Source organism: Leptospira venezuelensis (assembly GCF_002150035.1).
In the GTDB taxonomy this organism is placed as follows: domain Bacteria; phylum Spirochaetota; class Leptospiria; order Leptospirales; family Leptospiraceae; genus Leptospira_B; species Leptospira_B venezuelensis.
Genome location: NZ_NETS01000008.1, coordinates 408283 through 435118, shown reverse-complemented (window position 1 = coordinate 435118; position 26836 = coordinate 408283). Strand labels below are relative to the sequence as shown.

General features: G+C 40.7%; 23 protein-coding genes and 1 pseudogene. 17 read left to right on the top strand and 7 right to left on the bottom strand.

All coding sequences use genetic code 11. The annotated features are described in order from the left end of the window. Complete coding sequence (locus tag B1C82_RS06120; RefSeq protein ID WP_086446709.1) at positions 1 to 1062, top strand: alcohol dehydrogenase; 1062 nt, start codon at positions 1 to 3, stop codon at positions 1060 to 1062. Position 1063: 1 nt separating this feature from the next. On the opposite strand, the gene B1C82_RS06115 is transcribed toward B1C82_RS06120, so the two are convergent. Both B1C82_RS06115 and B1C82_RS06110 read right to left on the bottom strand, forming a co-directional pair. Further along, the gene (locus tag B1C82_RS06115; RefSeq protein WP_086446708.1) at positions 1064 to 1558 is read right to left on the bottom strand and encodes a hypothetical protein; all 495 of its coding nucleotides are present in this window, start codon (positions 1556 to 1558) and stop codon (positions 1064 to 1066) included. Beyond that, the gene (locus B1C82_RS06110) at positions 1558 to 2031 is read right to left on the bottom strand and encodes a hypothetical protein (protein ID WP_234008491.1); all 474 of its coding nucleotides are present in this window, start codon (positions 2029 to 2031) and stop codon (positions 1558 to 1560) included. Before B1C82_RS06110 ends, B1C82_RS06115 begins: the two co-directional genes overlap by 1 nt. A 172-nt stretch (positions 2032 to 2203) precedes the next feature. Here B1C82_RS06110 and B1C82_RS06105 point away from each other — a divergent pair, with 172 nt between their 5' ends. Next, positions 2204 to 2890, top strand: a complete 687-nt coding sequence (locus B1C82_RS06105) for a hypothetical protein (RefSeq protein WP_008592254.1) — start codon at positions 2204 to 2206, stop codon at positions 2888 to 2890. A gap of 197 nt (positions 2891 to 3087) precedes the next feature. Further along, a complete protein-coding gene (locus tag B1C82_RS06100) occupies positions 3088 to 3966 on the top strand; it encodes an SDR family oxidoreductase (protein WP_086446706.1) in 879 nt (292 codons plus the stop codon). A gap of 5 nt (positions 3967 to 3971) precedes the next feature. Here the strand turns inward: B1C82_RS06100 and B1C82_RS06095 are convergent, their stop codons facing one another. Continuing rightward, the gene (locus tag B1C82_RS06095) at positions 3972 to 6506 is read right to left on the bottom strand and encodes a Crp/Fnr family transcriptional regulator (protein WP_086446705.1); all 2535 of its coding nucleotides are present in this window, start codon (positions 6504 to 6506) and stop codon (positions 3972 to 3974) included. 174 nt (positions 6507 to 6680) lie between these two features. On the opposite strand from B1C82_RS06095, the gene B1C82_RS06090 reads away from it, so the two are divergent. Continuing rightward, on the top strand, positions 6681 to 7817 hold the full coding sequence (locus tag B1C82_RS06090; protein WP_086446704.1) for a DUF1343 domain-containing protein: 1137 nt from the start codon (positions 6681 to 6683) through the stop codon (positions 7815 to 7817). Positions 7818 to 7996: 179 nt separating this feature from the next. On the opposite strand, the gene B1C82_RS06085 is transcribed toward B1C82_RS06090, so the two are convergent. Next, the gene (locus B1C82_RS06085; RefSeq protein WP_086446703.1) at positions 7997 to 8233 is read right to left on the bottom strand and encodes a hypothetical protein; all 237 of its coding nucleotides are present in this window, start codon (positions 8231 to 8233) and stop codon (positions 7997 to 7999) included. Between the two features lie 6 nt (positions 8234 to 8239). Next, positions 8240 to 8899, bottom strand: coding sequence for a hypothetical protein (locus B1C82_RS06080; RefSeq protein WP_234008505.1), 660 nt, complete (start codon positions 8897 to 8899; stop codon positions 8240 to 8242). Positions 8900 to 8948: 49 nt separating this feature from the next. On the opposite strand from B1C82_RS06080, the gene B1C82_RS06075 reads away from it, so the two are divergent. The 3 genes from B1C82_RS06075 to B1C82_RS06065 are packed head-to-tail and all read left to right on the top strand — an operon-like array spanning position 8949 to position 12785. After that, positions 8949 to 11060 carry a carboxy terminal-processing peptidase gene (locus tag B1C82_RS06075; protein WP_157894097.1) on the top strand — a complete coding sequence of 704 codons (2112 nt, stop codon included), beginning with the start codon at positions 8949 to 8951 and terminating at the stop codon, positions 11058 to 11060. Continuing rightward, entirely contained in the window at positions 11057 to 12103 is a 1047-nt protein-coding gene (locus B1C82_RS06070; RefSeq protein WP_086446701.1) for an LIC11966 family surface protein, read from the top strand. The genes B1C82_RS06075 and B1C82_RS06070 overlap by 4 nt, the downstream gene beginning before the upstream one ends. A 52-nt stretch (positions 12104 to 12155) precedes the next feature. Continuing rightward, positions 12156 to 12785: a CDGSH iron-sulfur domain-containing protein gene (locus B1C82_RS06065; RefSeq protein ID WP_086446700.1), complete on the top strand. Its 630-nt coding sequence runs from the start codon at positions 12156 to 12158 to the stop codon at positions 12783 to 12785. 15 nt (positions 12786 to 12800) lie between these two features. Here B1C82_RS06065 and B1C82_RS06060 read toward each other — a convergent pair whose 3' ends face one another. Then, complete coding sequence (locus B1C82_RS06060; protein ID WP_086446699.1) at positions 12801 to 14261, bottom strand: bifunctional ADP-dependent NAD(P)H-hydrate dehydratase/NAD(P)H-hydrate epimerase; 1461 nt, start codon at positions 14259 to 14261, stop codon at positions 12801 to 12803. A gap of 1 nt (position 14262) precedes the next feature. After that, a complete protein-coding gene (locus tag B1C82_RS06055) occupies positions 14263 to 15417 on the bottom strand; it encodes an LIC_12708 family protein (protein ID WP_086446698.1) in 1155 nt (384 codons plus the stop codon). 360 nt (positions 15418 to 15777) lie between these two features. Here B1C82_RS06055 and rimP point away from each other — a divergent pair, with 360 nt between their 5' ends. From rimP to B1C82_RS20935, 10 genes and pseudogenes are all read left to right on the top strand, one after another. Next, the gene (rimP, locus tag B1C82_RS06050; RefSeq protein WP_234008504.1) at positions 15778 to 16203 is read left to right on the top strand and encodes a ribosome maturation factor RimP; all 426 of its coding nucleotides are present in this window, start codon (positions 15778 to 15780) and stop codon (positions 16201 to 16203) included. A 2-nt stretch (positions 16204 to 16205) separates the two neighbouring features. Continuing rightward, positions 16206 to 17576 (top strand): transcription termination factor NusA, encoded by a 1371-nt coding sequence (gene nusA / locus B1C82_RS06045; protein WP_086446697.1) that lies wholly within the window; start codon positions 16206 to 16208, stop codon positions 17574 to 17576. A gap of 64 nt (positions 17577 to 17640) precedes the next feature. After that, on the top strand, positions 17641 to 20436 hold the full coding sequence (infB, locus tag B1C82_RS06040; protein WP_086446696.1) for a translation initiation factor IF-2: 2796 nt from the start codon (positions 17641 to 17643) through the stop codon (positions 20434 to 20436). A gap of 7 nt (positions 20437 to 20443) precedes the next feature. Beyond that, the gene (gene rbfA / locus B1C82_RS06035; protein ID WP_086446695.1) at positions 20444 to 20797 is read left to right on the top strand and encodes a 30S ribosome-binding factor RbfA; all 354 of its coding nucleotides are present in this window, start codon (positions 20444 to 20446) and stop codon (positions 20795 to 20797) included. Beyond that, entirely contained in the window at positions 20754 to 21680 is a 927-nt protein-coding gene (gene truB / locus B1C82_RS06030; RefSeq protein ID WP_086446694.1) for a tRNA pseudouridine(55) synthase TruB, read from the top strand. Before rbfA ends, truB begins: the two co-directional genes overlap by 44 nt. Before the next feature lie 51 nt (positions 21681 to 21731). Beyond that, a complete protein-coding gene (gene rpsO / locus B1C82_RS06025) occupies positions 21732 to 21998 on the top strand; it encodes a 30S ribosomal protein S15 (RefSeq protein ID WP_086446693.1) in 267 nt (88 codons plus the stop codon). 14 nt (positions 21999 to 22012) lie between these two features. After that, a complete protein-coding gene (gene pnp / locus B1C82_RS06020) occupies positions 22013 to 24100 on the top strand; it encodes a polyribonucleotide nucleotidyltransferase (protein ID WP_086446692.1) in 2088 nt (695 codons plus the stop codon). 42 nt (positions 24101 to 24142) lie between these two features. After that, on the top strand, positions 24143 to 25435 hold the full coding sequence (locus B1C82_RS06015; protein WP_086446691.1) for a M16 family metallopeptidase: 1293 nt from the start codon (positions 24143 to 24145) through the stop codon (positions 25433 to 25435). Position 25436: 1 nt separating this feature from the next. Then, positions 25437 to 25871, top strand: a complete 435-nt coding sequence (gene dut / locus B1C82_RS06010) for a dUTP diphosphatase (RefSeq protein ID WP_086446690.1) — start codon at positions 25437 to 25439, stop codon at positions 25869 to 25871. A gap of 208 nt (positions 25872 to 26079) precedes the next feature. Continuing rightward, positions 26080 to 26535 (top strand): annotated as a pseudogene (locus tag B1C82_RS20935) (DNA translocase FtsK 4TM domain-containing protein); the annotation flags it as partial. Between the last annotated feature and the right edge of the window lie 301 nt (positions 26536 to 26836).

The following is a 26836-nucleotide window of genomic DNA, read 5'->3' as shown; positions in this document are numbered from 1 at the left end:
ATGAAAAGTGTTAGATTGGTGGAATTCGGATCTTCTTTGGAATGGGAAGAAAAACAAGATCCAGAACCTAAAGATCATGAAGTATTATTAGAAGTGATCTCTTGTGGAGTCTGTCATTCCGACCTTCATTTAAGGGATGGGTATTATAAAATAGGCGGAGAAGAAAAACTATTCGTTAAGGATAGAGGAGTCAAACTTCCGTTAACTCCAGGTCATGAAGTTGTAGGCAAAATTTTAAAAATCGGATCTAAGGTCACTGCTGTTTCCGTAGGGCAAACAAAATTAGTATATCCTTGGATCGGTTGTGGTTCTTGCGAAGAATGTGAATCTGGAAATCCTCAACTCTGTTCTGCTCCTAAATCTTTAGGAATCTACCAAGACGGAGGTTATTCGGATCGTATTTTAGTCCCGGATGAAAAATGGCTTTTAGATATTTACGATCTGTCTCCTGAATATGCATGTTCTTATGCATGTGCAGGACTTACAGCTTATGGCGCCTTGAAAAAGGCAATTCCACTTAAAAAAACGGATTCTTTGGTAATTATAGGAGCAGGTGGGCTTGGGATGTTTGCTTCTCAACTAGTTCCACTTCTAACAGAAGCAAAAGTGATCTTTTTAGATCTAGATGGGGCCCGTCTGGAAAAACTAAAAGAGCTTGGATTTTATACGGTTCTTTCTTCTCATACTGATCCTGCATCCGAAGTTAAAAAAATCTCGGGTCTATTAGGAGTTTCTGCGGTGATCGATTTTGTGAATAATAGTGCTACTTCTACCTTGGGATTTTCACTTTTGAAAAAGAATGGGACTTTGATTAGCGTAGGGCTTTTCGGTGGAGAGTTAAAGATCCCGACTCCAATTCTTTCTTTGAGAAGTTTAACAGTCCGAGGGAGTTATACAGGTTCTCCGGGCGAGTTGAAGGAACTTCTAAAGCTTGTATCCGAAAAAAAAATTCGTCCCGTTCCGGTTCAAATCAGAAATCTGAAAGACGCAGATATCGCTTTGAATGACCTATCTTCAGGAAAAGTTTTAGGAAGATTAGTGCTCTCGGGAAAATCGATCTGATCTATTTTTGAAATTCTTTAGGAAGAGAAACGTTTGGATGTTCTCCAGTTTCCAAGATGGGGATCTCTTTATTTTGAACTACCAATTTTAGTCCTTGAGGAGATTCGGACAAATATTCGCTTAATGTAGAAGAAACATTTCGAGCTATCTTATACTTTAGAAAAAGATGATTTTTCTTTCTAGCGAATAATTCTCCTTCTGAATCGGCTGCGATCTGTAAAGAGGAGAGTGATAGTTCTTCTCCGGAGTCGCTTAGAAAATAAAATTCTCCGTCTTTCTCCCAAACTCTGATCAGATTTAAAGGGTAGCCGAATAATTCTAAATATCCGTTCTCGGAAAATTCTCCGTACTGATTGTCTATATAGATCCCGTCTTCCGCTTCTTTTAGGTTCTTACGGAAATATTCCAGAATATCTTTTTGCTCAATCTTTGCCTCCCGAAAGATCCAATCTCCGTTAGGCAAAACCTTGATCTCGCTGTCTAAACGCCTTGCCATTATTCTTCTTCCCTTTCTCTGTAACGGAATGCGACTCCTTCTATAACTTTTGCATCCTTTACAATCTCGGCCATACTAGTAGTATAACCTTCCGTCGTGCCGGTTTGGAAAATTGTAGGCGGAACTGGAACAAGTCCCACATTTGCGAGATACATTCCGTCCATACCTCTATCAAAAAGTTCTTTCTTAATCTTTTCGTAATAGAACTTTTCTATTCTGCCGTCTCCAAAGTTCCTAACGATGACTCTTCCATACGTTTTGTAATTCCTACGTTTTGGAGGATGTTTTAGTATCTCAATTTGCTCCCAACCAGGTTTATGAGAAACTAGTACAGTTTCTTTCTGGCTTCCTTCTTGGATAAATTCCACGGAAAAGCAGGAAACTAAGGTTAGGCAAGATAGCGTAAGGATTCCCTTCCTAAACTGAATATTTATTCCGGTCCTATAGTCAGTTAAAATGGGTAGAATGGCCATTCCTCCCCATTCAAGGAGCGCACATCCCGCGGACAAGCGGTTTTTTTGCATAGCCAAAAGAGGGCTTTTCAGACTTGGTTTTTTTTTATATACTCTCCCCGGATACCCGGTAAATTCTCGCGAAATTCGGAACCCCGTTTAAGCTGGTCGCTCCGGGCTACCAAAAACTCGTATGGAAGATATAGATCTCAAAAAACGCGCGAGAGAAAACGTTTTAAAAATAGGGTATTGTACTCTGGACGAGCTGGAAGAGAAGGTGAAAGCCTTTCGGGTGATGAACCAGAACGCCGCGAAGAAAAGATACCTTATTACTAGAGAACCTATCTCCGATTCATCCGGAAAAATTTTAGTTCCGAAAGCGGCGGAGATAGATATCTCCACTGCAAAATTGCTCCGACGCCATTTTAAACCAACCAGCGAATTCAAAACGTTCCAACCTGACGAAGGAATCGTGATCATCTCCGACATGACATCGGCAGAAGGTGTTTCTTTCACAATGGACATTGTTACTCAGATCATGAACTTGGGTGGCGGTGCTTACGAAGGATTTATAGATCGTGTAGATAGTTTTGGAGACTTCATCAATCTTCTCAAAAAGTCATTATTCCCGCGTCTTATCATCATCGGCTATATGCCTCAAGACAAAATCCAAGGCGAGTTATTGAATTTCGTTCGAGTGAAACGAGTTGATAATTATCTGAGAGCAATGGAGCTGACTCATACTGCATTCAAACCTCAGGCTTATTTTCCAAAGATCCGTCAGATCGAAATTTCCCAAGAAGATCCAAAGTCTTGGGGACGTTTCGTTGTAGAGATCGTAAGAGAATACACTCGCCCTTATCTATTAGAAGAAGTTTAATTTTTGGGCGGCTCTCGCTTTGCGAGATCGGGCTACTACGGGTTCGCGCATTCGCGCTCATCCGGCAAGCCGGACAAGCCCTTCGTTTCCACTGCCGCGTTCCAGATTCCAGAATTCTTATTTTAACTTGTAACTTTTATTGTTTCAAGTAGTCTAAGAGTATAAAAACACAGACCAAAATTGGTTTAAGGATCCAAATGAGTAATATTTCCGAAACAGTACTCGTGACCGGAGCTTCCGGGCATCTAGGAAGACTTGTCCTAGAAGAATTATTAAAAAGAGGGCATAATAAGATTATTGCTACAACTCGAAAGCCTGAGTCGCTTGAGGACTTTGCAAAGAGAGGAGTCACAGTCAGGAAGGCAAGCTTTGATAATCCAGCAAGTCTTGTTTCTGCATTCCAAGGTGCAGACCGAATCTTGATTATAAGTACGGATAATATTGGAAATAGGATCCCTGAACATAGCGCCGCAGTAGATGCTGCAGTTAAAGTAGGAGCAAAACGAATTCTTTATACTTCTCTTTTCAAAGCAGACGAAGTTCCTGTCACATTCGCATTTGAACATGAAGGAACGGAAGAGAAGATCAAACAAAGCGGTCTTGCATACACCATTCTTCGCAATAATCTATATTCGGATTATTTAATACCTAAACTACAGCATGCGATTGAGAGCGGTTCACTTTACGGTTCGGGAGGAGAAGGTGCCTGTGCATATGTATCCAGAACGGATTGTGCTAAGGCCGCAGCGGCAGCTTTACTTTCTACAGAACCAGGAAATAAAATTTTAGAGATTAGCGGCCCTAAGTCTTGGACTTACTCAGAACTTGCTAAATTCACTTCTGAATTAACTGGTGTATCCGTTTCCTACGTGGATCTTCCCGCTGAAGAACTTTCTAAAGCTTTAGTTAACGCAGGAGTTCCGAAGCCTATGGCAGACGCTTTGGCTTCTTTCGATGTATCTATTCGAGAAGGTTATTTGCAGGAAGTAAACTCCTCCATAAAAGATCTGATCGGAGAAGCTATTCAAGACGTAACAGTTCTATTGAAGGAAAACAAATCAGTTTTGGTTTCCTAATCTTATTAAACTCGGTAGAATTCCATATTTTCCCGGAGTTGATCTGGAAGACTTCCGAGTGCGTTGATGTATTTTTTGTATCTGTTTTCTAATTCGGTAAATTTACGGGATCGAATATTCACAAATCTATTATTGATCTCACCGAAAGCAGGCATTTTAGAAACCTTCTCACGAATGGTTCTTGCGAAAGGAATATGGCGATAAAAAATTCCGCGAACAACTCGGTTTAATCTTTGTACACCTTCCGCTTCGTATTTGATCCAAAGCTGGTAATCGTTTGCAAAAATATCTCTTTCGTTCCGGAAACGTTTGAATTCGGCAGCTAACTTCTCTTTGATCTCAATGGAAAGATCTTTGTTCTTTTTATAGAATTGAACATAGTCCATATAGTCCGCAGTGATGGATGGATTTCCTACGTTATTCCATTCAGGTCCTAAGATTGTTTTACAAAGTTCCCAACGGAATGCGGCGAAGGCATCTATCAAAAGTGATTTGAGATCTCCCTGCACGAAGATAGGAAGAACGATCCTACCTCTACTTTCTTTGGAGCCGGAACCTCTGTGGATAGAAAGTTCCTGCCACATCATGATCTTGCTACCGATAGAAGGAACAATTACGAAATCAGGAATGATCGCTCTTTGGATGAATTCCTTATTGATCCCCATCTCCGGGTTATTATAGATTACCTCTCTATTAAATACAGAGAAGTCGACTGCCATGATATCGTGGATCGTATCAGTAAGCATTTTTTTGGTAACGTATGCTTTTCCTAGAGGGATCTGAGAATGATACTTTGTCAAGATAGGAAGATAAGTGGCCAGGGAACCGGTAGTAAGTCGAACGTTCGCCTCATACATAGCTCCAAATTCGAATTTTAACCTTGCTTCCGGATTATCTATGTCTGGAGGAAGATCGGATTCTTTTTTGAAAACAGCGTTCCGGTTGTCCATCTTGACTTTGTCAAAGAAGTTCTGACCAAGTTCATCTAATGAAGTAGGGCATTCTCTTTTATAAATTTTTTCCAACCATTCTGTGCCATAATGGATGGGAATATCTGAAACAGAAGTAATCGCATCCTTGAATGTGGACATGAACACTAACTGAGAATCGTCCAGCATTGTTTCATCGAAGAAACCGTATTTCAACATTAGGTCTACAGGTTTAGGGACATTCTTACCTGAATTGACGTATTTTTGGAAACATGCAGCATATATATCGAAGTAGGTTTTTGTAATGGATCTTCGGAGTTTACGAGTATCGTTGTCTGAATCCAGAGGGTTTTTCAAAGACTTGAGTTTCACCATCATCGCGGAAAACTCTTTAATTGCGTCTCCACCCATGCCGGAAAATTGAATGATAGAGGAGGCAGAATTCGCCAATTCTTTTCGAATTGCAGTCGCATCCGCGGAGCCATCCACAGAAATTCCGCTTCCATTCGATGCTGCCTTTGCAGTCGGATTAGAAGCCTCGAATTTTTTAGCAAGACCTGCGGTCTTTTCGATAAACGGTTTAATATTTGGAGAAGGTCCTGGGATCGCAGAACCAAAAATTGCCTGATGACCTGCAAGCGCTCTTTCTATCTTTTGAGAGACAACTTGTAAAATAGGGACAACAAACTCTGGAGGAGCGGTTGCATAACCATTCGCTGCCATGTCTAGGATTAGGAAATATTTTTCAGTAAGACTTTCGACTCCGCCTAAAAGTAGAGAGAAGTTTTCATCTAATTCTTCTAATATACCTTTTGCGTTTTCTGTAATATTATTCTGTACTCTTCCGAGTTTATCGCAGATATAGGAAACCATACTTGGATCAGGAGCGAATAATTGAGCGAGTAAATTTGGGTCGGCTAAGATTACCTTACGAACAAAATTGAATTCTCCATCTTGGAATTCAATTTCTTCCGGATAATATTTTACCAGAAGCTGTGAATGATCTTCTTCCACATAATTTGCAGTAGGTCTTTCGGGAAGAATTCCACCGTTATCAAAATAATGTTTTAAATTCTCACGAGCAAGTCTTAAGACCGGGTCTACAATTTCCGAACTTGGATCTGCAATTGGTTGCCCAGGCTTGATATCCGGAAAAACGCTTGGATTGAATTGGTAATATAAAAGAGAAAGATTATCGTTCGTCTTTCCCATATCAGAAGCGATCTTTCTGAGTTGGTTCACTCTTTTGAAAGACTCAGTGATCTCTCTCAAAAGAGAACGACCTACCATAATCCCCAAAGAACTTCTGGCTGCGAGAGAACGACCCACAGTAGACGGGGACATAACATATGTTGAAAGCACGCAATCTTGTTCTGCAACGATCGTAAAAGGATAACGTCCGCTGCCGAAAAGTGCCGAGGCACCAGGAGTTAAATTGGCTCCTGAAATTTTGAATAATTCCAGTTTTCTGCCACCGGGAGCTTCTACTAAATAGCGCAAGGCTCCGCTATGCAATACGTTGAGAGAATTCGCGGCACTTCCTTCCGGAAATAAAACCGTCCCGGCTTTTATTGTTACTTTTTGATTTGGTACGCTTGTATCTAATGCCATACGATCGCTGTTGGGGCAAATTAAGAAGAAAACTATCCTTCGCTAAGAATGGAAACTCTTTTTTAAAGGATTCTCTAAAAAGGACCTTGTCGATAAGGCAAAAGATTTCCAAGAGTAAGGCGCTAATAGTCCTGCTTGACTCCTGAACTTTCCGGAAAATAACCTCTTTAGAAAATGAAAAAAAGTAAAATTCTCTCGGATGCAAAATCCATTGGAATGCTTACCAACCAAAGCGCGTACGGTTGGAAAGGTGACTATCATTTCCGGACCATCCAAAAAGAATATGGGCTCAAAAAACTATTTTTACCTGAGCATGGTCTTTTTGCAGAGCTGCAAGACCAGGTTTCAGGAAGTGGATTAATCTATGATTTGGGTGACACTCAAGTCCTAAATTTATATGGAGATAATGAGGAAAGTCTTACTCCTGCAGAAGAAATTTTATCCGACTTGGATACTCTGATTATAGATATCAGAGACGTAGGCGCCCGTTATTATACATTTTTAACTACCGCATTGTATGCGATGCAAGCAGCTGATCGACTTGCCAAAAAGGGAAAAGTAAGGCCTCGCATCTTAGTATCGAATGCAAAAAATCCTGCCGGTTCTAAGATAGAGGGTTCTCCCTTAGAAAAAAAATTTGCATCTTTCGTCGGGGTAGAGGGAACACTGCACCGGCATGGTCTCTCTGCAGCCGGCCTTCTCGAATATTATAAAGATACATTTGATTTGGATTTAGAACTCTATCGATTGGATCTGTATCCCCAAAAGAGTTCCGAGTTTTTATGGGTTCCGCCTTCTCCAAATATTCCAGCTCAAACAACATGTTATGTATATACTGGGCTTTGTCTTTTGGAAGGAACAAATCTTTCGGAAGGAAGAGGTACTACTCGTCCATTTGAAACTTTTGGTGCACCTTATATCGATGATCTGGATAGATCACTTCTGGAAAAGCTCCAAGAAAAACAAAAAGGGATTTTTAGACTTAGGCCATTAAAGTTTATTCCTACCTTCCATAAACATGCGGGACAAGTATGTGGAGGTTACCAAATCCTATTAGATAAACCTAAAAAATTTCATAGCTTACTATTCGGTTTATTACTTATACGAACATTAAGAGAATTTTATCCGGAAAAGTTTGAATTCCTACAAGGACCTTACGAATTCAGATCCGATCTGCCTGCGATCCAACTTTTGGTGGGAGACCAGTTTCTTTTGGACTATTTAGAAGGAAGAAGATCTTACTCTGAGATCCATGATTATCTGGAAGATACAGAAAGGAAATGGAAGAAGTTGATAAAAAATTACGATTAAAGAAGAAATTTAGATCAATCTCTGTAGGAGTTCCAACATGGGTATTGAGATCGCCCCCGCCCAGGTTCGGGAGGGGGGAGTGGCCCGTGGGAGAACCCCGTCCCTATATCATAAAATTCAAATCTCTACAACTACATTCTACGTTGCACATTTGTTGGAATTCCAACATCGCTGAACTGTTACAACGGTAACCTAGAAAACTCTGCTTTCAATTTTTGCAAATCTCCCAGAAGATCGTTTGGCGCAGGCCGAATATTTTTCGCCAATTGTAAAGCGTTCTCTATCAGATCTAAGATCAGTTTTTTCTCAGTTACGGCCCTGATCTTAGGCATATGGCTCCAATCTTTTTTAAATAAGGAAGCTTTTTCGTCTACAATCGCGACTATCTTGTTTAATGCTTGGATCTCTTCGTTCATAATATCTCAAAAATTAGGAATTTCTAAAGAAATGTTTTCGTCTTTTCGTAAGATTTCAGCATGAAAGGATCTTTTTTTCCCACCTTGGAAAACATTGGTAATATTATTTAAAATTGATTTTTCCTGAGTTTTACATTCAGGAGGAAGATTCGAGAGAAGTTCAGAAGAAATTTCGTATCTAAAAAAATTCGTACTTCCCGGCGTTACGTTTTTAGAAGCAATAGACCAAGAATCTTCCAAACAATTCAGATCCCCACTTTTTATAAAAACTCGGATCTTATCTTCCGTATTCGGAAAAGATAAACTTTCAGGTCCCTTGTTTTTCAGAAAAAGAAAGAAGATAGGGAACTCCTTAGAATTTTCTTTGCTAGAAGAAAGGCGATAGCTTACAAATCCGGAGGAAATTTCCTTGGATTCCGTTTGGCCAGAAAAAGCTAAAGGATTCAAAAGTTTGGCCACTACAGAAAAAATAAAGAGTAATAGTATAACGTCAAAAAACAGGATCAACTTGGAACGATTATTTGATTTGCCTGCATCTTTACTCTTACGCAAGAAATCCTGGAATTCTTCCGGAGAGCGGGAATGATAACCTTTACTCATTTTAGATATTCCTAGGTCCTTTTTCCATAGATTACTTTCTCCTAGAAAAGATTGCAAGCATTCCACCGTAAATGGGTTGATCGAATTTTTTAATTCGATACAGATACATATTTCAGTGTACTTTTTCAAATTCTCATCTTTAAAATGGACAGAAGTTGCATTTATACTTCTACTTTTATCCTTCCCAGTTTCGGCACAAACCTCTCCAGGTTTTGGTACGGAGAAGAAGGCCAAAAAAATCCTCTCTATCGTGGCAGAACGTCACTATTTAGGAAAATCCAGAATACAACCCAGTTTATCAGAAGAGGTAAAACTTTCCTTTTGGATGAGCTTAGATTCTCAGGGATTTTATTTTCTTAAAGAAGATTTGGATTTATTAGGAAGAAAGTCCTTTCGACTGGATTCGGAAGAAGTAGGTCAAATTTCTTCCTTTTTTTCAAATACATTAAGTTTGTACAAAGAACGCCTGAAGACCACTTTAGATTATCTAAACGAATTAGAAAAATCAAATACTCCCTTGGTAACTAAAGGGGAGTTTGAATTTTATCCGGAAAGAAAGACCGAATATCCAAAAGATAAAACAGATTGGAAGGATAGATGGGCTCGCTATCTAAGATATAAAATATTAACATCTAAATTTTATTCTGAACAATTCTCTAAAAAAGAGGATTTCCGAAATAATTTTTTGTCCTCTGAAAAAGAACTTAGAAAAGAAGCTATACAAAGAGAAAAAGAAAGGATTAAAAATATACTCGAACATCCTGACGGTTTTGATTCTTATTTGGAATCCTTATTCTTGAATGTTATATTAGGAAAATTCGATCCACATAGTTCCTTTTTCTCCGCATCAGAAAAACAACGTTTTGAAACGTCTCTCTCTTCAAAGGGGTATTCATTCGGGATTGTTTTTGATCGTGGCTTTTTCGGGGACACAAAGATAGAAAGACTGATTCCGGGTAGCTCTGCTTGGAGATCCGAAAAATTGAATCGAGGGGATAGAATTTTAGAAGTTCGATTCCCGGATGATAAAAATCGAGTAGTCTCCACTTCGGATTATTCTCCAGGAGAGATGGAATCCATTCTTTCTGGAACGAAAACCAAAAAAGCAGTGTTTAAAGTAAGAAAGAACGACGGCCGTATCTTGAACGTATTCTTGGTCCAAGAAAAGATAGGTCTGGAAGAAAATACAATTTCTAGTTATCTTTTGAACGGTAAAAATAAGATCGGCTATTTGTATTTACCGGCTTTTTATACTGAATGGGAAACAGAAGGAGGAGGTTGCGCCCAAGACATTGCAAGAGAAATCCTTAAATTAAAAAGAGATAATATTCAAGGGTTGATCCTGGATCTCAGAAATAATGGAGGAGGTTCTTTGGAAGAAGCTATAGATCTTGCAGGGATCTTTATCGACCAAGGGCCATTGTTTGTGCAAAAATTTTCTAGTTCGGAATTAGTCATTATCAAGGATACAAATCGAGGTACTATTTATGATGGACCTCTGATCATTTTATTAAATGGGCAAAGCGCTTCTGCTTCTGAATTTTTAGCTTCCGCTTTGCAAAATTATAATCGGGCTTTGGTGATTGGCAGTCCCAGTTATGGAAAGGCAACTTCTCAAATCCTTCTTCCCTTAGATGAAAATAAAAAAGGAAATTCCGATTTTCTAAAATTGACTACAAATTTTTATTTTGGCGTCCAAGGGATGAGTCACCAACAGAAAGGAGTGATTCCTGATATTCCATTGCCTGATCTTTCTGATCTATATGGAAGGGAAAAGGATGTACCAGAGGCGATCCGAACTGAACAGATCTATAAGGAGATAACATATAAAAGATTACCTGAACTGGAACTTTCCGAAATCAAGGATGGAAGTGAGGACCGGGTCGATGATGATCCCAATTTTTCCAGGTTAGGCTCTCTTTCTTCTAAACTTCGTAAGAAGATAAAGTCTATGGACAAGATTTCCTTGGACGCTGATGATTTTTATGAAGAATTTTCCGAATTAGCAAAATTTTATGAGGACTACCAGGCTGCAACTACTCGGAAATCGAATAAATTTAGCGTAGATACTCATTCCTTCGATCAAGGTCTGGAAAAGATGGATTCTTATACAAAAGAGATCAATTTAGAAAGAAAAACAAGATTGGAGGAGGACCTGTATATTGATGAGGCATATCAAATTATGCAGGAATATATGCAAATCTACGGAAGGAAAATTAAAAAATGAAACAATTACTTAATAAAACATTCATTCTATTCATACTTTTGGGTTTTATTCTTACCGGAAAAATTTTCGCAAAAGATTCTGCTTCTGCTTTAAAACATATGAATGAGCTCACCGGTCCGAGTGAGCAGATCGGAAAGGAAACTTTGGCCTATGTGCAGGCAATTGCACATAGCAAGAATCCTTCTCTGGTAGAAAATAAAAGAAGAGCGATCATTGTTTCTGTCGAAAAGGCAATCTTAAATGCAAACCAAGCTGTTCCTTATGATGGAAATTCGGATTATAAAAATTCAGTAATAAAATATCTGAATACTATGTATACTATCCTAAAGGAAGATTATGGAAAGTTAGTCAATATGCAGGAAGTTTCAGAAGAATCCTACGATGCGATGGAAGCCTATATGCTTGCCAAGAAGAAGGCCAACGAAAAATTAAAAGAGATTGGAGATGAACTGAAAGAAAAAGAGAAAGAATTTGCCTCTAATAATAATATTAATCTGATAGAGCAACAAGATCCTACAAGTATCAAACTTAAAAAAGCCTCTGAAGTTTTGAACTACCAGGGGATTGTCTACTTGGTTGATTTCAAAAGTTACAAACAAGAAATGTATCTTCTGGATGCTCTAAATAAAAATGATATAAATGGGATTGAGCAAAATCGTTCTACTCTTCAAAAATATTCGGAAGAAGGTCTTTCTGAATTAGAAAAAATTCCTACTTACGAGGGAGACTCCAGCCTTTTAGTTGCCTGTAAAAATACTTTAAATTTCTATAAAATGGAAGCATCTGAACAATTCCCTGTCCTAACAGAGTTTCTACTTAAAAAAGAACAATTTGAAAAATACAAAAAAGCGTTCGATCTAAAAAGTGCAAAGGATAGAACCCAAGAAGATGTGGATCAGTACAATAAATATGTAACTGAAACCAATCAGTTGGCGGATAAATATAATAAAACCAATCAGGCATTGAATAAGCAGAGAACAGCATTGATTGCACAATGGAATAAGGCAAATTCTTCCTTTTTATCTAAATATGTTCCTAAATGATTCGTTTGCATGTTATTAAAGATTGTGCATAATTAAGGTTGGGAGCCTAATCATGGAAATTGTAAAAGGAAAAGACGCCACAATTCTTTTCGATGGCAAGAAGTGCATTCATTCCAGAAATTGTGTGCTGAGTCGGCCTGACGTGTTTGTCCCGAATGTGGAAGGAGAATGGATCTACCCCGACAAAGCAAGTGTAGAAGAGATTAAATCTTTAGCTTTGAATTGTCCTTCCGGCGCGATCCGTTTTGAATCGAATGATCCTTCTTTCAAAGAAGCTGCTCCTCCTGTAAATGTTTTAAGAGTGAGAGAAAATGGGCCTCTTGCAATACACGCCGATATAGAGTTAGAAGGTGTAGAAAAACAATATAGGCTTACACTTTGCAGATGTGGAGCTTCTGTTCATAAACCTTTTTGTGATGCTACTCATGTAAGTATCGGATTTGTTGCAACTGGAGAACCACAGGTACAAGAATTTCAAGCCTTACCTGTTCGGAATGGAATTCTAAATATTGATCCCACTAAAAACGGCCCATTAAAGGTAAACGGAAACTTAGAAATTTGTTCTGGGACTGGAAAGGTAACAAATAAAACTACCGAAACTTACCTTTGTCGTTGTGGTGGTTCTTCTAATAAACCTTATTGCGATGGAACTCATCGTAAGATCAAATTTAAGTCTGAGTGACTTTCTCTAGATAATTTAGAAATCAATCAGAGTGCGGATCTTCTTGCGGATCCTGCCTGCTGTAGGATATCCTTTGCAGAGTTCCGCGCAATAAAGAAGTACACTTTGAGAAAGTCTGACTGATTCTATCATATCTTCTCCTCTGGATAAGAAGAATGTTAGAATTCCTGCAAGTAAATCACCAGTTCCCATGACGGCCAATTTAGGTTCCTGGAATTCCCAATAATATGAATTTCCTTCGGGAGTGAATAATATGGAAACAGGTCCTTTTAAAAGTAAATATGTTCCCTTTTCCTTGGCCCATGTATTAGCATGTTCTAATGCGGAATATTGGCTTCGGACCTTTTTGTCGATGATGGAAGACCATTCACCTAAATGAGGAGTGAGTATAGTGCGAGGGCCAAGATGTTTTTCATCTAAATACTTAAATGCGCCTGCATCAAAGACCAAAGTTGTCTCTTTGGAAAAAGTTAAAGAAGGAAGATCGGAAGGAGCAAGTCCAGGTCCAACACATACTACACCTGCTTTTTTCAAAAATGGATAATCAGTAGATTTTTTAGAAGTTTCTAACTGTGAGATCATAAAGGACGGGTCTTTTTTGAGAACCTTTATGAGAGTATTGGCAGAAGGGGTGAGTATTTGGGAAATTCCTCCTCCTAATTCTTGGAAAGCAAGTGCAGAAGATAAAATTGCACCTGACATTCCTTCTGATCCACCTATAAATACCGCGGAACCGTTTTTATATTTATGTGAATCTTTTTCTCTGGAAAGTTTAGAGATTAGTTCTTCTTTGTTTGCTCTTGGCAAAAGATATTTAGAAGTTTGGAATTTTTGTCGGACAAATCCGATCGGATGGAATGATTTTCTATCTTTAGATAAGGGGTAGAATATATTCTTGATCTTAGGAGATCCGACTTCTGCCAGAATATCTGTAGTAAATGGGATTTTTTCGTCTGGAGAATATCCTGAAACCGCATCTATACTCAGAACCAGCAAAGAATTTTTTAGTTTTTCTTTTGCTAAGCGGATCTCAGACACCGCATATGCAATTTCTCCTGATAATGGTCCCTTAAATCCAGTTCCTAAAAGAGAATCTATTATTACTTCCCCTGAATTTACAAGATCCGATTTGAATTTCTCTAAAGGAAAGTTTGATATTTTCAGTTCTTCTGTTAGATTTTTATAATATTTTGTTTCTTCGGAGAAGTTTCCTTCTTTGGAATAGATCTCCACTAGTATACCTTCTGCCCTTAAAAATTGGGCGAGAGCGTAACCATCTCCTCCGTTATTTCCCGAACCGCAGAGTATTATTACTTTTTTTGCGGATTGGAAAATGTCTTCCCAGGTCTTAAAAATCGAAAGTGCTGCAAATCCCATGAGCAATGTCCCCGAAATTTTTCTGTCTCGGATAGTTTGCTCATCTAGGAGTTTTGCTTCTTCTTCGCTAAATAGAACCTGGAAATTTTCTCGGTTCATTTTATTTCCATTTATGGATCTCTAAATAACCGGATCGGATCTTCATGGAATAGATTTCATCGTTTGTATCCATCCAGGTTTCTCTCCATAATCCCCGAGGTGGAGGGTAGTTGAGGCGGATATTATTTACATGATTTCCGTCCTCGTCATGGACTTGTAGTCGGATTGAATTTCCTTCTTCTACTTCTGTTTCCCAAATGAAGAAGTTGTCGTTGTTTAGGACCCAGTATAGTGTTTCAGACGGATCTTGGATCTCTTTGATCGGAGTAATTCTTTTGTCTTTCAGTTCGTATTTTAAGATCTTTCTGTTTTTGAATCTTCCCGATTTGGTTTCATAAAAACTAAAAGAGCCGAGTACATATTCTCCGTCCGGATGGGAGATGAAGGAATCCACATACCAAGTATAGGCTTCTCCCTGGTTCAGAGAGTCTTTGAAATCGGAACCTTCTACCTTTTGTTTTAATTTTCCGGACTCGTCAAAAATGCTGAGTCTCATCACTCCGTTCTGTCTATGGAAAACAAAAAGAAGATCGCTGTTTCCCGCTTCCATTCTTTCTATATAACCGAATGGAATCGAACCTCCTACGCCATCTGCATAGATCGTTTGGGAAAGTTTTCCAGAATCATTTATTTTTAAGATCACAGAAGGAACTGCTTCTTCTGCTTCTGTGCGAAATTCTCCGGATTTTTTCGTATAAATATTTTCTGCTACTTTGTCGGACTTAGCATCTTCTTTAGAAATTCTGGACTGAACATAGATATCATCTCCGTCTGAAACGGTAACGAGCCCTATCCTTCCTAATTTAATATTATAAGTTTTGACTTTGTCTTGTTTTTCTTTGGAGTTTCCGATTACAAATTTCAGATCTCCGTCTGAATTGAATGCTTTGATCAATGATTGTTCGAAGTCGGGAACGTAAATTACTCCGGAAGCAACTGCAACTTGGTTTGGAACATTTGTAGGAACCCGATTGACTATACTTACTTGTAATTCTTTTAAATCTTTTCCTAATTTAACTCTTCCGTAGAGGTAAGGATTATAATCATCCACTCGGAATTTGGAACAAGCTCCTATCAATAAGATAGAAGATAATAAAAAGGGAAGGTATTTGCGGACAGATAAGGTCCAATTTCTGGAAGTAAAAGAATTTTGCATGGTTCTGATAAAAACCCGAGCCTATTTTTGGTTTGCCCGGGACATTTCATTACCATCCTTCTTTTTAGTATATGAAAACAAGCAATTTCGTTTATACCAAGAGGAAGGCTCGGAACTGGGCTTATTTTTTACTTTACACTAGGGTTAGCCAAAAATATTTTGAATGAATATCGGGAACCACCCATTGAATGTATGGGAAAACCTAAAAAATTCGGAGATAATCTGATTTTGTAGGTTGTTTTTTCCTCTTTTTTGAGGGAAAACGAAGCGGTTCAGAGACTCTCTGTAAGGCCGGCATTGACAGTCAGTAAAGAAGTTATCGAAACGATCTTAGATCGAATCCTTCTCACTCCCGTCAAGCTGTATGCACTCATGGTTAGCCAAAGGCCAAACCATACGCTGATCGAGGTAGAGTTGGATCACCTCGAACACCCGTACGGTTCCGTCAGCCTTCTGGAATGTGAGCAAGTTTCCAGAAAACTGAATGAAGAGTTGGAGCAGATCTCACCGGATCTGAACTATACTCTCAAGGTTTCTTCCGCTGGTGCGGAAAGAAAACTGGTGATTCCCGAGGATCTGGATAGATTCCGTGGAATACCGGTCCGTCTTGTCTATAAGTCAGAAGGGTCGGGCGATAAAGAAGGAATCTTTAAGATTCTGGATAGGAAAGAAGACAGGATCTTTTTAGAACCGTTTTCCAAGAGGAAGACAAAAGGTTTTAAAAAAAAGGAAGTCATTCTGGAATTGAAGGATATACTGAAAGGAAATTTGTACGTAAGTATTTGATTATGGCAGTTAAAAAGAAAGAAGTCGAAGTCAATCTGTTGGAAGCAATCCAACAATTTTGTGCCGACAAGTCCCTAGACAGGGAAGCCGTGATGGGAGTCATTCGTGACTCTTTGATTACCGCGTACAAAAAGAAGTCGGGCATTGAAACTCTCGAAGAAGAGGAAAGTCCGATCAAGGTAGAATTTGCCTCCTCCGGAGACGGAGAGAATGTAGTCATTGTAGTATCCCGCAAAGTTGTGGATTCCAATCCTGCAAACGGTTTGGAAATTTCCTTAGAAGACGCTAAGGCTGTTTATCCTAACGCAACCGAGGGAGATGTCCTGGATTTTAGAGAAAAGCCGATGGAGCTTTCCAGGATCATTTCATCTCAAGCAAAACAAATGGTATTCCAACGTTTGAGAGATATGGAAAAAGAACTTCTGTATCAGGAATACAAAGCAAAAGAAGGCGAACTAACTCACGGTTATTTCCAACGTTGGAAAAAAGACGCTATGTCCATCGATCTTGGTAAGGTCGAGGGAGTAATGCCTAAACGTGAGCAAAACCCCGGAGAAAAATATCATAGCGGGGATCGCCTAAAAGCAATCATACAAAAAGTTGAACTTCGTCCAAGAGAGCCGATCCCAGTGATCACTCTTTCCAGAGCATCTGCGGACTTTGTTCGTAAACTTTTCGAAATGGAAATCCCGGAAATCTACGATGGACTCGTAGAGATCGTTAACGTGGCTCGTCAACCTTCCATTCGTACTAAAGTCGTGGTTTATGCTACCAGAGGGGATATTGATCCTGTGGGCGCCTGCGTTGGTATGAAAGGGGTTCGTATCCAGTCCATCGTTCGGGAATTAGGAAACGAAAGAATAGATATCGTTCAATACTCTTCGGACCCGACAGAGTTTATCGCAAACGCGATCTCTCCGGCAAAACCTTACGATGTAAAGGCAGACTCCGTAGGTAGAGAAGCAATGGTAATCGTTCCTGAAGAACAATTATCTCTTGCAATCGGGATCAATGGTTCCAATGTAAAGTTGGCGTCACAGTTAACCGGATTTAGGATCGATATCAAAACCATAGCCCAGTATAACGAAGAGTTCTCTTCTCCGGAAGCGAGAGAGAGATTGGATAAATTATTCAGTCCTCCAGTCGCTAGTACGGAAGAAGAAGAGGACGACGGAGCAACTGCTCTAGAAGACTTACCTGGACTTTCTGCCCGATTGATTGGCCTATTAAGGAGCGCAGGGATCAATAACGTCGAGACATTGATCGAGATCAGCCAAGATGACTTGGCAAAACTCCCCGGCATAGGACAGACTACAGCCGCACAAATCCTTAGGATATTGGCGGAATCTGTAGAGTGGGTGGAGGAGAGCTAATCTCTCACGAGGGTTGGGCTTAGCGCCCGTTTTCAGTACATCGCGTACTTGACCAGGACATTATATGGAAGAAAAGAATAAATCAATCAAGGAAAAGCTCCAGGGCTCTGCTTCTGCTGACGCAAGCAAGAAGAAGAAGCTGGTTATCAAAAAGAAGCCGGACGAAAAAACGCCTTCTGCTTCTGCGAAGAAAGAAGCCCCTGCAGATCCGGCTCCGAATAATCCGGCTGCTGCAGCTTCTCCCCCACCAAGCACTCCTAAAAGTTCAACTCCTCCTAAAAAAGAACCTCTCTTTCCGGAACCAAGCACTCGCCAAGAACCTCCGGTTCCAAGATCTGCTCCTCCAGAACATATTCTGGGAGAAGGTAGACCTCCATTCCAGAGAGAAGACAATAATATTATAGTATCTCGTCCAAGTCAGAGGCCAACATTCCCGACCCAAAACCGTGAAGGTGGCGAAGGAAATTACCGAGGAAATCGCCAAGACGGAAACCAAGGATACCAAGACCGTGAAGGCGGTGGTGGATATCGCGGAGGCCAGGGTGGTCAAGGCGGTGGTTACCAAGGCGGTCAAGGTGGCGGCGGATATCGCGGAGGCCAGGGTGGTCAAGGCGGTGGTTACCAAGGCGGTCAAGGTGGCGGCGGATATCGCGGAGGCCAGGGTGGTCAAGGCGGTGGTTACCAAGGCGGTCAAGGTGGCGGCGGTTATCGCGGAGGCCAGGGTGGTCAAGGCGGTGGTTACCAAGGCGGTCAAGGTGGCGGCGGATATCGTGGAGGCCAAGGTGGTCAAGGCGGTGGCGGTTATCGTGGAGGCCAAGGTGGTCAAGGCGGTGGCGGATATCGTGGTGGTCCAGGCGGAGGCCAAGGCGGCGGTTTCCGAGGTGGTCCAGGTCAGGGTGGCGGATTTAGAGGCGGCCCTGGTACGGGAGCTCCACCTCCAGGTTTAGGACCTGTTGAAGGCGGAAGAGGAGTTCCTTCCGGTAAAAAACGTAATGATAAAGATAGAGGCGGAAGACCAGAAGGTCAGGAAGGATCTGAAAATTCTAAATTCTTCCGTCAATCCTATAGAAAACAGAAAGTAAGTGGGCCTACAGGCGTATCCGTTCCGAAAGAGATTACTCTTTTGGAGAATGTCCAAGTAGGAGAACTGGCTAAGAAAATGAATCTTAAGCCGGGAGATGTCATCGGAAAACTCATGAAAATGGGAATGATGGTGACCATCAATAATATCATCGATGCTGAAACAGCTGCTCTCCTTGCAGATGAGTATGGCTGTAAAGTAAAAGTAGTTTCTCTATATGAAGAAACTCTAATCGACGAAGAAAAAGACAGTCCTGAAGATTATATTCATAGACCTCCAGTCGTTACCATCATGGGTCACGTTGACCATGGTAAGACAAGATTATTGGATACCATCCGTAAGTCTTCCGTCATCGATACAGAGTCCGGTGGAATTACACAACATATCGGTGCTTATCAGGTAAAAACTTCCAGAGGGGAAATCACCTTCCTGGATACTCCTGGTCACGAAGCATTTACATCTATGAGAGCAAGGGGAGCCAAGGTTACGGATATCGTGATCTTAGTGGTTGCTGCTGACGACGGAGTGATGCCTCAAACTTTGGAAGCATTGTCTCACGCAAAAGATGCAAAAGTTCCTATCATAGTTGCGATCAACAAAGTGGATCTACCTTCTGCAAATCCTGATAAGATCATGCAGGAACTCGCCAACCATGGACTTCAATCGGAAGAATGGGGCGGGGACACAATGTATTGCAAGATCTCTGCGAAAGAGAATATCGGGATCGATAAACTTTTAGAATCAGTACTTCTACAAGCAGAAGTTCTGGATCTAAAAGCGAATCCTAAACGTAGAGCAAAAGGTACGATTGTAGAAGCAAAACTGGATCCGGGCCGCGGAGCAGTTGCAACAGTTCTTATCCAAAACGGAACCCTAAGAGTTGGTGATCCGTTTGTTGCCGGCGTATTCTCCGGTAGAGTTCGTGCGATGTATGACGACTATGGTCATCTGATCAAGGAAGCAGGACCTGCTTTCCCTGTTCAGGTTACTGGACTTGACGGAGTTCCTGATGCAGGAGCACCTTTCGACTCTGTAGAAGATGAGAAGGAAGCAAGAAACATCTCTCAACACCGTATCGAATTCGAAAGAATTGGAAACGCAGGAGCTGCAGGTTCCAAAGTCACTCTGGAAAACATGAACGAGTTCATCAAACAGGGTGCTTTAAAAGAACTGAAAGTAATTATCAAAGCAGACGTTCGTGGTTCTGCGGAAGCGATCAAGGAAGCCCTGGAAAAACTTTCTACTTCGGATGTAAAACTGAATGTGATTCAGTCCGGAGCGGGAGCAATCGTGGATATGGACGTGATGCTTGCATCTGCTTCTAACGCGATCGTAATCGGTTTCCATGTTCGTGCGAATCCTAAAACCATTGCACTCGCCGAGAAAGAAGGCGTTCAGATCAAATACTACAACATCATTTATCAGGTTGTGGATGAGATCAAGATGGCAATGGAAGGACTTCTTGAACCGGAAAGGATCGAAGAAGTTATCGGAACTGCAGAGATCAGAGAAGTTTTCAAAGTTTCCAAGATCGGAAATATCGCAGGTTGTATGGTTACTTCCGGAAAGATCACAAAAGCTTCTGGTATTCGCGTGATCAGCGATGGAGTCCAAGTATTCGACGGAAAGCTCAAGTCTCTTCGAAGATTCAAAGACGAAGTCAACGAAGTAGTGAACAATTTCGAATGTGGTATCCAGTTGGAAAATTACAACGACTTCAAAACAGGCGATACGATCGAAGCTTATACTGTCACAGTAGTAAAACGGAAACTGGAGTAGTGTTAGAGTGAATCCGATCCGTAAAAGGAAAATCGAAGCGGAGACGGTTCGGACCGTCGCCATGATGATCCTGGCCGGAAAAGTCAAGGACCCTCGGGTCCATATGGTTTCCGTTCACAGATCGGAACTCTCAGACGATTCCAAAAATCTAAAGGTGTACGTTACGGCTATCGTTACGGACAAAAAAAAGGAAAAATTACTCGCTGGATTAAATAGTGCCTCGGGTAAATTTGCCGCGACTCTTTCCACAAAACTCAATCTAAGGATCACACCTCGGATGAGTTTTGTTTGGGACGAAGAATATATCCAAGGTTTAGATGAATCCCTCCGACTTACGAGAAAACCAACAAATCCGGACTGAATTCGGATTTTTGCTCTTAGATAAACCAATTGGAATGACTTCTTCCGATCTGGTTTTAAAAGCCAAAAAGACTCTCGGACTCAAAAAAGTAGGACATACCGGCACTTTAGATAAGGCTGCATCTGGTTTGATGGTCCTTCCTGTAGGCACTTCTACAAGTTTCTCCCAAGTATTTTTAGGCAAAGACAAAGAGTATGAGGCGGACGTTCAGTTTGGCTTCTCCACAGACTCTGGTGACAGAGAAGGTTTGGTGGTTGAAGATTGGGAAACTTCTAAGATTCAAAAATGGTATCAGGAATCTTTGCCCAAGTTGGAAGAGGTTCTCTCTAAGGTTTCCAGCTGGGAAGAACAGGTTGCGCCTGAAGTTTCTGCACTCAAAGTTCAAGGGCAGAGAAGAGCCAAATTATTTAGAGAAGGGATCTCTGTTCCACCAAGCATTCGTAAGATTAAAATATTTGAGTTCACTGCTGGAGACTTCTGTCCGGAAGGATTTAAGCTAAAGACAAGAGTTTCGGGTGGAACTTATATCCGTAAGCTAGTCATGGACATAGCAGAAGAAGCAGGGATCCCAATGTGTCTTAAGTCCTTGAATAGGACTAAGGTGGGTAAACTCAAGCTTGAACAGGCTGATACGTATGAGGCACTTCTACTTGGGAAAGCAATCATCCACCCTCCAGAAGAGATTCTGGACATTCCTTCTGTTGAAATCCCGAGTACCGAGGTAAAAGACGTTTTTCACGGGAAAAAGATCAAACTGGACTGGATTCCAGCTCATGACTTCCTACTTACCTCTCCAGAAGGAGAGATTTTGGCGTATTGCAGAAGAGAGGGGCTTCCTGGAAGCCTTTCTTATAAATATTTGAAGGTCTTTTCTAAAATTTAGCTTGGACAGGGGCCTAGGCCCCCGAAAATTGGCAACAGGTACAATCAAACTATGGTAACTACGGAACAAAAGAAGCAAATTATATCCACATTTGCAAAAGCACAGGGGGATACCGGTTCAACGGAAGTTCAAGTCGCCCTTCTAGACGCTCAGATCAAAGATCTTAACGAGCATTTTAAAACTCATAAGAAAGATTTTCATTCTAAAACTGGCCTTCTTAAATTAGTAAGCAAACGTAAAAAATTATTGGAATATCTAAAACGCCAAAATCTGGACCGTTACAAAAAACTGATCGAAACTCTCGGACTCCGTAAGTAATCAGGAGTCCACTCATGGCTAAAACTATTAATGGCCAATTTGGCCGTGATTCAATCACTCTCGAAACGGGAGATTGGGCGAAGCAAGCCCACGGGTCCGTAGTATATAAAACTGGAAATCTTGTTTTATTAGCAACTGTTTGTGCCGCAGACGAACCTAAAGAAGGCCAAGACTTCTTCCCACTTACTTGCGAATATTCTGAAAAAGTTTATTCAGTAGGTAGATTCCCAGGCGGATATTTCAAAAGAGAAGCAAAACCTTATGAGCATGAGGTTTTGAATTCAAGGATCATCGATAGACCGATCCGTCCTCTTTTTCCTGAAGGATATTTCTGCGAAGTTCAGTTACAAGTAACTGTTCTTTCGGCTGATAATGAAATTTCTACAGCTGGTCACGCTCTAAATGCAGCTTCTGCAGCATTAACGATCTCTAATATTCCTTTTAATGGTCCGATTGCTGGAGCAAGAGTAGGAAGAATTAACGGAGAACTCGTAATTAACCCAGGTAACAAAGAGATCTTGAATTCAGATCTGGACCTGGTTGTTGCAGGAACTAAAACTCATATCGTTATGATCGAAGGTGAAGCAAAAGAATTATCTAACGCTGAAATGTTAGAAGCATTAAAATTTGCACACCAACATATCGTTAAATTTGTAGAACTTCAAGAATCCTGGGCGAAAGAACTCGCTGTAGTTAAAAAAGAAGTTAAACTTAAAATAAAAGATGATACTCTTTTAGGCGAAGTTCGTAAATATGCATTCGATAAGATCTCTTCTGCAAACAAGACTGCAGATAAAGCTTCTCGTAATAAAGAAATCTCTAATGCAAATAAAGAAGTTGTAGAACACTTCAAAGAGACAGTATCGGAATCCGAAAAGATCAAGGACATCAAAAACTTCTTACATGAACTCGAGTATGAGATCGTAAGAGAGCAGGTATTAAAAGAAGGAGTTCGTTTCGACGGAAGAAAGTTGGACGAGATCCGAAATATCAGCGTAGAGATGAGCCCTCTTCCTGGAGTTCACGGTTCTGCAGTATTTACAAGAGGACAAACCCAGTCTTTAGGAACTGTAACTCTTGGAACTGCATCTGACAACCAACGTTATGAAACATTGGAAGGCCAGAAAGAAAAGAACTTCATGCTTCATTATAACTTCCCTGCGTTCTCAGTAGGAGAAGTAAGAAGATCTTCCGGACCAGGTCGTAGAGAGATCGGTCACGGAAACTTGGCAGAAAGAGCACTAAAATTAGTTCTTCCAAAGCCGGATGATTTTCCTTATGTGATCAGAGTTGTATCTGAAATTTTAGAATCTAATGGATCTTCGTCCATGGCTTCTGTTTGTTCAGGATCTTTAGCTCTGATGGCAGCAGGTGTTCCTATCAAGTCCGCAGTTTCCGGAATTGCAATGGGATTATTCTCAGATGAATCAGGAAGATTTGCAGTATTATCCGATATCGCAGGATTGGAAGATCATTTCGGTGATATGGACTGCAAAATTGCAGGAACCAGAAAAGGGATCACTGCTTTCCAGATGGACTTAAAAGTAACTGGTGTTGCGTTTAACGTTCTAGAAGCGGTATTTGCTCAGGCCGAAAAAGCTCGTTTCCATATCTTGGATGTGATGGAAAAATCTATCTCCAAAGCAGCGGATTCAGTTTCTCGCACAGCACCTAAAATTATCGTTAAATATATACCTAAAGATCGTATCGGGGAACTGATCGGTCCAGGTGGCAAAAATATCCGTGGAATCATTGAAGCTTCCGGCGCGGATATCAATATTGACGACGATGGAAAAGTGACTATTGCTGGAGCCAACCAAGAGCAGGCAGAAAAAGCTGCAGGCATGGTAGAAGGTTTCTTCGCAGAAGTAGAAGTAGGAAAAATTTACGAAGGCAAAGTAAAACGTATCACCGATTTCGGTGCCTTTGTGGAGATCCTACCAGGTAAAGAAGGACTTTGCCATATTTCTAAATTGGATTCTAAACGTGTGAATTCAGTGAAAGACGTAGTTAAAGAAGGTGAGATCATCCGTGTCCGCGTATTAAACGTGGATAAAACCGGAAAGATTGATCTTTCCAGAAGAGACGCTCTCGAAGTTTAAAAAACGAATAAGACCGGCGAAATTTTTTCGCCGGGTAGCACATTGGTTTTTCTAGAAGAAAAAAATCATAAAATAACATTGGGGAACGGACTTGTAGTCTTGTTCCAAAGAGCTCCTTATTCCGTAAGCGTGTCTATGGGGGTGTATGTAAAAGTGGGATCCAGGTCCGAGACTTTGGAGAACGCAGGTTACTGTCACTTCCTGGAGCATATGCTTTTCAAAGACACGGAAAAGCGTACTGCAAAACAACAAGCAGAGGATTGGGAAAGAGTAGGAGCTTACTCTAACGCAGCCACATCAAGAGAATACACTTACTTTCATGCAACATTAGCTTCCAGGGATCTGGAGCTTGGCTTGGAATTACTTTCAGAAATGATGTTCCAACCTTTGTTTCGGGACCAAGATATCAGAACAGAAGCGGAAGTTGTCTTGGAAGAAATGAAAGGTTATGAAGATTCTCCAGAAGATGCGATCCACGATTTTTATTATAATAATCTATTTTCAGGAAATTCTTTAGGAAGGGATATTATAGGGACAGAAGCCTCGATTAGAGGAGTGACTCCTTCTAGTCTTAGAGAATTTTACGAGACCTATTATCATCCGGAGAATATGATACTTTCCCTTTCTGGAAATTACGAACCAGAGTTTGTATTTGATCTGATTTCCAAATACTTCTCTCGTTCTGTTAAAAAGGGAAAAGAAGGTACATTCGAAACCCCTAAAAAAGGATTCGGGTATTTCCGCAAAGGAAATAAGGAAACGGAACAAGCCTATTTTATTTTAGGCGGAGAAGGTTTTCCTCGTAATTTTCACGATGCGACCAGGCTTTCTCTTCTTACGCATGTTTTAGGCGGGGGAATGTCTTCTCGTTTATTTCAAAAAGTTAGAGAAGAAAAAGGACTTTGTTATCATATTACAAGTTATCCTTCTTCGTATCGCGATGTAGGAATTAACTCAATCGTATGTTCTACTTCTAAAGAAAGATTTGCAGAAAGTTTGGAACTGATCTTAGAAGAACTAAAACTTTTTGTGGATAAGGGAGTAACTTCTCAAGAGTTGAAAGATGCCAAAACAAACCACGAGGGAAGTCTTTCCATAGGTTACGAGCATACTGAAAGTAGAATGAATAATATCGCATTCCAAGAGTTGTATTACGGAAAATATAATTCTTTAGAAAACAGGATAAAAGAGATCCATTCGGTAACTGAAGAAGAGATTAACGGGACCGTCCGAAAAATATTCGCACTTCCTGAATTACACCTTTCCGTTTTAGCAAAATTAAAACCGAAAGAAGAACAAAAAATAAAATCTATTTTCGAATCCTATTCTTACTAATATGAAAATCCCAGTTAAAAAACTAAAAGAGAAGGCCCTCCTTCCTGAGATCAAAACTTCAGGTTCTGCAGGTTATGATATTGCTGCATGTTTGGAATCTAATTTGATATTACCCGTCGGAGAAGTCGTTTTAGTTCCAACAGGACTTTCTTTTGCAATCCCAGAAGGATTTCATTTCGAGATCAGACCTCGCTCTGGATTTTCCACGAAGTTTAAGATCCTAATTCCGAATACTCCAGGCACAATCGACTCTGATTATAGAGGGGAATTGATGGTGCCTCTTCTCAATCTAGGAAAAGAGCCTTATCTTTTAGAAGATAAAACCAGGATTGCTCAGCTGCTCATCCGCCGTACCTGGCATACCGACTGGGAATTGGTGAACGAACTTCCTGAATCCGAAAGAGGGGCAGGCGGCTTCGGTAGCACCGGTTTTTGAGAGGCGGAGAGGAAAGAAGCACAGTATTATTCTCACGCAGAGGCGCAAAGCCGCAGAGAGGGAAGATTTTGGGGATTTGTATTCCTAAAAAACTCCGCGACTCTGCGTGCCTAAACTCCTACGCGGCGTCTCTTTTTCAGTTCTGCGTCTTATTTCACGGAATTAAGTCTCTTTACCGATTTACCTTTTCTGCCGATCCTTAGGGAGTATGGATAGAAGGGACCAAATAGTCGGACAAAATATAGCGATTTGGGAAAAGGGACGGGCGGCATTGCCATATCTTCTACTTTTCACTGGGATTTTCCTGACCCTTTCTCTGGGTTCCTTTACCATTGCTGAAAATGGAGTGGAGGCGAACCTTTTTGGAAGGCTTGGTCATTATCTTTCCTGGGGATTCTTATACCTATTCGGGAACGCATCCTTTGTTCCTGGGATCATGCTTATTCTGACTGGTGGGATACTTCTTGCGAAACCTGCTCAGGATGTTACGAACAAACTTCTCACTATTCCATTATTCTTACTCGCTGTAGCTGTGAGTCTTAATGTTTTTGGAAATGTTTCAACAGTTCCTTTTGCATCTAACGGTGGAGTCTTAGGCCAGGCACTCGCGGTGGCTTTGGAATATCTTCTTGGTTCTACGGGAAGACTTCTGATCCATTTCGTGGTCTATTTTTATGGCATACTTGTTTATTTGAATGAATCTCCAGTCCATTTTTTTGGAAGGCTTCTTGCGCAAAGCGGCCGTGACTGGAAGGAGCAATGGCTTTCTGGTTATATGAGTGGAAGAACTAAAAAAGAAGAAGATATTCCAAATTACGAACCAACATTTTCTAAAACCAAATCTGCTGATTGGTCCAAAGGTCTTTCAAGTATGATGAATTCCGTTAGTTCTTGGAAAGAAACGAACACTGAAGTCTCAGAAGACAATGTGCCTCCTTGGTTCCGCAGAGAAGTTTCTGGGTCTT